At 63.6% G+C, this 4,906-nt stretch carries 4 protein-coding genes; 1 reads left to right on the top strand and 3 read right to left on the bottom strand.

Translation table 11 applies throughout. From position 1 onward, the window contains the following. Positions 1–216: 216 nt before the first annotated feature. Positions 217–1,305 (bottom strand): GDP-mannose 4,6-dehydratase, encoded by a 1,089-nt coding sequence (gene gmd, locus Q0K17_RS10375; RefSeq protein WP_294542822.1) that lies wholly within the window; start codon positions 1,303–1,305, stop codon positions 217–219. A gap of 204 nt (positions 1,306–1,509) precedes the next feature. Between gmd and Q0K17_RS10370 the strand changes: the two genes are divergently transcribed. After that, positions 1,510–2,385: an AraC family transcriptional regulator gene (locus Q0K17_RS10370; RefSeq protein ID WP_294542821.1), complete on the top strand. Its 876-nt coding sequence runs from the start codon at positions 1,510–1,512 to the stop codon at positions 2,383–2,385. 55 nt (positions 2,386–2,440) lie between these two features. On the opposite strand, the gene Q0K17_RS10365 is transcribed toward Q0K17_RS10370, so the two are convergent. Both Q0K17_RS10365 and Q0K17_RS10360 read right to left on the bottom strand, forming a co-directional pair. Then, complete coding sequence (locus Q0K17_RS10365) at positions 2,441–3,313, bottom strand: aldose epimerase (RefSeq protein ID WP_294542820.1); 873 nt, start codon at positions 3,311–3,313, stop codon at positions 2,441–2,443. A 36-nt stretch (positions 3,314–3,349) separates the two neighbouring features. After that, positions 3,350–4,837 (bottom strand): UxaA family hydrolase, encoded by a 1,488-nt coding sequence (locus tag Q0K17_RS10360; RefSeq protein ID WP_294542819.1) that lies wholly within the window; start codon positions 4,835–4,837, stop codon positions 3,350–3,352. Positions 4,838–4,906: the final 69 nt, after the last annotated feature.

The following is a 4,906-nucleotide window of genomic DNA, read 5'->3' as shown; positions in this document are numbered from 1 at the left end:
GGGAAATGGTTTTAAATCCATTCCTTGTTCACCGGCCCCCAGGCCGGTGAATAGGCCGTCGTAAGGTGGCCGCATCTCGGGGTCTGGGGCCGCAGCCCCAGCCGGCGGCCGCCGCATCGGAACGGCGGGCCCTTTTCGCTTCCTTTTCGGGCACGAAAAGGAAGGACTAAACGGCAACCTGCCGTTCCCCCGGCAGCCCCACAGCCAAATCGGAAATTACTTCCGCACACCCTTCTCCAGGGCTTCGATCTTATACAGGTCCACATTCTCTTCGGCCCGTTCCACGGCCACCTTGCGCATGTCGCTGCGGACCATCAGGCGGACCAGTTCCTCGAAGCTGGTCTTGGTGGGGTTCCAGCCCAGCTCGGTCTTGGCCTTGGTGGGATCCCCCCACAGGTTGACCACGTCGGTGGGACGGTAGAAGTCCGGGCTGACCTCGATGAGCACCTTGCCGGTGGCCTTGTCGATGCCCTTTTCCTCCATGCCTTCGCCCTGGAACTCCAGTTCAATGCCCACTTCCCGGAAAGCCAGGGTGCAGAATTCCCGCACGCTGTGCTGCTCGCCGGTGGCGATGACGAAGTCGTCCGGCTTGTCCTGCTGCAGGATCAGCCACATGCACTCCACATAGTCCTTGGCATAGCCCCAGTCCCGCAGGCTGGACAGGTTGCCCAGATACAGCTTGTCCTGCTTGCCCTGGGCGATGCGGGCCGCCGCCAGGGTGATCTTGCGGGTGACGAAGGTCTCGCCCCGGCGCTCGGATTCATGGTTGAACAGGATGCCGGAGCAGCAGTACATGTGGTAAGCTTCCCGGTATTCCTTCACGATCCAGAAGCCGTACTGCTTGGCCACAGCGTAGGGGCTGTAAGGATGGAAGGGGGTCTTTTCGTTCTGGGGGACCTCCTCCACCTTGCCGTACAGCTCACTGGTGGACGCCTGGTAGATGCGGCAGGTCTTTTCCAGACCGCAGACGCGCACCGCTTCCAGCACCCGCAGCACGCCGGTGGCCACCACGTCGGCGGTGTATTCCGGCACGTCAAAGCTGACCTGCACATGGCTCTGGGCCGCCAGGTTGTAGATCTCGTCCGGGCGCACCTCGGCGATGATCTTCACCAGGCTGATGGAATCCCCCAGGTCGCCGTAATGCAGATGGAACTGGGGATGGCCTTCCAGGTGGGCGATGCGCTCCCGGTAGTCCACACTGGAACGGCGGATCATGCCGTGGACATCGTAGCCTTTTTCGATGAGGAACTCGGCCAGATAGCTGCCGTCCTGTCCGGTGACACCGGTGATGAGGGCTTTTTTCATAGTCTGACTCCTTTTTGCCTTTGCCCCGGCCGCCGGGCGGCGGGGTTGTATTTTCTTGCGTCGGGGTCCGGGGCGTCAAAACGGCGCACTTTGCCCTTGCTTTTCGCTTGCCATCCAGTATAATGGTTTTAACAGGCCTTGGCAAGGGAATATCTTGCCGTTGTTTTTGCACGATATTGCTCTGCCCTTATGGGAGGTGTTGGTTTGCCCGAGTACAGTTCCTTTCCCCCTTTTTATGACCCGTCCAGCCTGCGGGTCATCCTGACCCCCTCCGCCTTTGCCCGCCAGAACCTCTTCTTCCTGCAGGAGGCCGGACACATCCGGCTGGTGCAGAGCCACGGGGGCACCCAGCGCAGCAGCCTGGACAGTTTCCTCATCGTGCAGGTGGCGGCGGGCAGCGGACAACTGCAGTACGACGGCCGGGTGTGGCCGCTGCACGCGGGGCAGTGTTTCTGGGTGGACTGCCGCCGCCCCCACGGCTACCGCAGCGCTGACGACGACCCCTGGGAACTGCGGTGGGTGCATTTCAACGGCCGCAGCGCCCCGGCCTTTTACAAGCTGTTTGCCGCCGGGGGCAGTCCGGTGTTCACCCCCGCCGACACCGGCGCCCCGGCCCGCCGCCTGGACGCGGTGCTGGACCTGGCCCGACGGTGGGACGCCACCGCCGAGCTGGAAGCTTCCGCCGAGGTGGCGGCGCTGCTGGCGGGCATTCTGGCAGACCGGGCCCGGGGCGGCAGCGATACCGCCCCGGCAGCCGCCCGCCTGGAGCAAGTGCGGGCCTACGTCATTGCCCACTGCACCGAAAACTTCTCCCTGGACGAGCTGGCCGCCCGGTTTTACCTGAGCAAGTATTATCTTGCCCGCAGTTTCAAGCAGCGATACGGGGAGACCATCCTGGACTGCCGGCTGTCCGCCCGCATCGACATGGCCAAGCAGATGCTGCGCTACACCGACCTGACCCTGGGGCAGATCGCCGCAGGGTGCGGGTTCCGGGAACAGGCCTACTTCACCCGGCGCTTCCGGGCCGCGGAGGGCCAGACCGCCACCGACTACCGCCGCGCCTGGCGGGGAAAACGATAAAGCAAAAGCAGGCTTCCCAAACCGGGAAGCCTGCTTTTTTACGGTATACGAGGAATCACTCGATGGTGACGCTCCAGGTGAAGGTCTTGCTCTGCCCGGGGTCCAGTTCCTCGTGCTTGCCGGCCTCGTTGACGCTGTTGGCCCAGCCGTTCCAGGGCTCCATGCAGACGAAGCTCTCGGCATCCTGCTGCCAGAGCACGCCCTTGCCGAAGGTATCCTGGTCAAAGGCCACGGCGACCTTGTGGCCGTTGCCGGAATCGGTGAGGACCATGGGGGTCTTGACGCCGGTGAGCAGACGGATGGAATCGGCGGAGCCCTCCTTGCGGGTCAGGGTGATGGGCTGCACGGCGGCGGGCTGTTCGCCCTTGGCATCCTCGGAGCAGGTGGCGGCGTCGATGTGGAAGGCCACGTTTTCCAGCTTGCTCACGCTGAAATAGGGGTGGAAGCCCACGCTGAAGGGCAGCACCTTGGCGCCGGTGTTCTCCACGGTCAGGGCCAGGGTGGCGGTGGCGCCTTCCAGGGTGTAGCGCATGGTGAGCAGGAAGTCGAAGGGATAGACGAACTTGGTCAGGCCGTTGGGGGCCAGGGTCAGCTCGATGGCGGCATCGTCCGCCTTCTTCACCTGCCAGGGCAGCAGGTCGGCGAAGCCGTGGACTTCCATGGGATAGGCGGCGCCGTCAAAGATGTGCACGCCGCCATCCGGCTTGCTGCAGCTGGGGAAGAGGATGGGAATGCCGCAGCGGGGACGGTCGGTGGACTCGAAGTTCTTGTCCCGCAGCCAGAGGTATTCCTCCCCCGCCTTGGTGAAGCTGGTGGCCATACCGCCCTTTTCGGGGGTGACGGTCAGGGCGTAGTCGCCGTCGGTGAGAGTGAGGGTGGCGTACTGTACGCCGTATTTTTCGTAGGTGCCGTTGGTGAGAGTGGACATGGCAGAAAGCCTCCTTTTTGATTTCCTGCCTCTATTTTACAGCACCACGCCGTCTTTGAAAATAGAAATTTCCCGGAAACCTTTCTCCTCGGCTTTGGTCTTTTTGCCGCTGGCCACTTCCAGCACCAGGTCATACAGACCCTGGGCGGTCTCGTCGATGGTCTTTTCCCCATCGGCGATGACGCCGGTGTTGTAGTCGATCCAGTTCTTCTTTTTGGCGGCCAGCTGGCTGTTGGTGGACACCTTCAGGGTGGGGGCGGGAGCGCCGAAGGGGGTGCCCCGGCCGGTGCTGAACAGGATCAGGTGGGCGCCGGCCGCGGTGAGGGCGGTGGCGGAGACCAGGTCGTTGCCCGGGCCGTAGAGCATGTTCAGCCCCTTGGTGGTGACGGCGTCACCGTAGCCGATGACGTCCATGATGGGGGCGGTGCCGCCTTTCTGGACACAGCCGCAGGACTTGTCCTCCAGGGTGGTGATGCCCCCCTGCTTGTTGCCCGGGCTGGGATTTTCATACACCACCTCATTGTGGGCGATGAAGTATTCCTTGAAGCCGTTGATCATTTCCACAGCCTTGTGGAAAACTTCCTCGTTGCGGCAGCGGTCCATGAGGAAGCCCTCGGCGCCGAACATCTCGGGCACTTCGGTGAGGACGGTGGAACCGCCCCGGGCCACCAGCATATCGCTGAACCGGCCGATGGTGGGGTTGGCGGTGATGCCCGAAAGCCCGTCCGAACCGCCGCACTTCATGCCCACCACCAGCTCGCTGGCGGGGATGGGTTCCCGGTGGAACTGTCCGGCGTAGGCGGCCAGCTCCTGCAGGATCTGCCGGCCGGCGGCCAGCTCGTCCTCCACATCCTGGCAGGTGAGGAACTTGACCCGGTCGGGGTCATAGTCCCCGATCTCGGCCACGAACTGGTCGTGGGTCAGGTTCTCGCACCCCAGGCTGAGCACCAGCACCGCCGCCGCGTTGGGATGGCGTACCAGGGCGGCCAGCAGTTTGCGGGTCTGGGCGTGGTCGTGGCCGGTCTGGGAGCAGCCGAAGGGATGGGTGAAGGTATACAGCCCGTCGATGGTGCCGGTGACCAGGTCCTGGTTCTCCCGCACCAGGGTCTTGGCGCAGTCATTGACGCAGCCCACGGTGGGGATGATCCAGATCTCGTTGCGGATGGCCGCACGGCCGTCCCTGCGGCGGAAGCCCATGAAGGTTTCGGGCGCCACGGGGGCGGGGTAGTTCAGTTTGGGGTTATAGGTGTATTCCAGTTCCCCGGACAGGTTGGTTTTGACGTTGTGGGTGTGCATCCAGGTCCCGGGCTGGACGTCGGCGGTGGCATGGCCGATGGCAAAGCCGTACTTGATGACGTTCTCCCCCGCCTTGATGGGGCGGATGGCCATTTTGTGGCCCTGGGGGATATCTTCGGCAGCGGTGACGGTGCCCACGCCCTCCACCGGCACCGGGGTGCCTGCGGGGATGGGATGCAGGGCCACCACCACGTTGTCCAGGGGGTTGATATGGATGGTCAGCGGCATGGTTGATCCTCCTTATTTCTGTTGTTTTGAGAAAGGCGGCCCGAGACGGGCCGCCTGGTTTTGGTTTGC

Origin of the sequence: uncultured Gemmiger sp., from assembly GCA_944388105.1 — a bacterium.
GTDB lineage: Bacteria > Bacillota > Clostridia > Oscillospirales > Ruminococcaceae > Gemmiger.
Note: the sequence above shows the minus strand (reverse complement) of the source record. Positions and strands in the feature narration are given on the sequence as shown.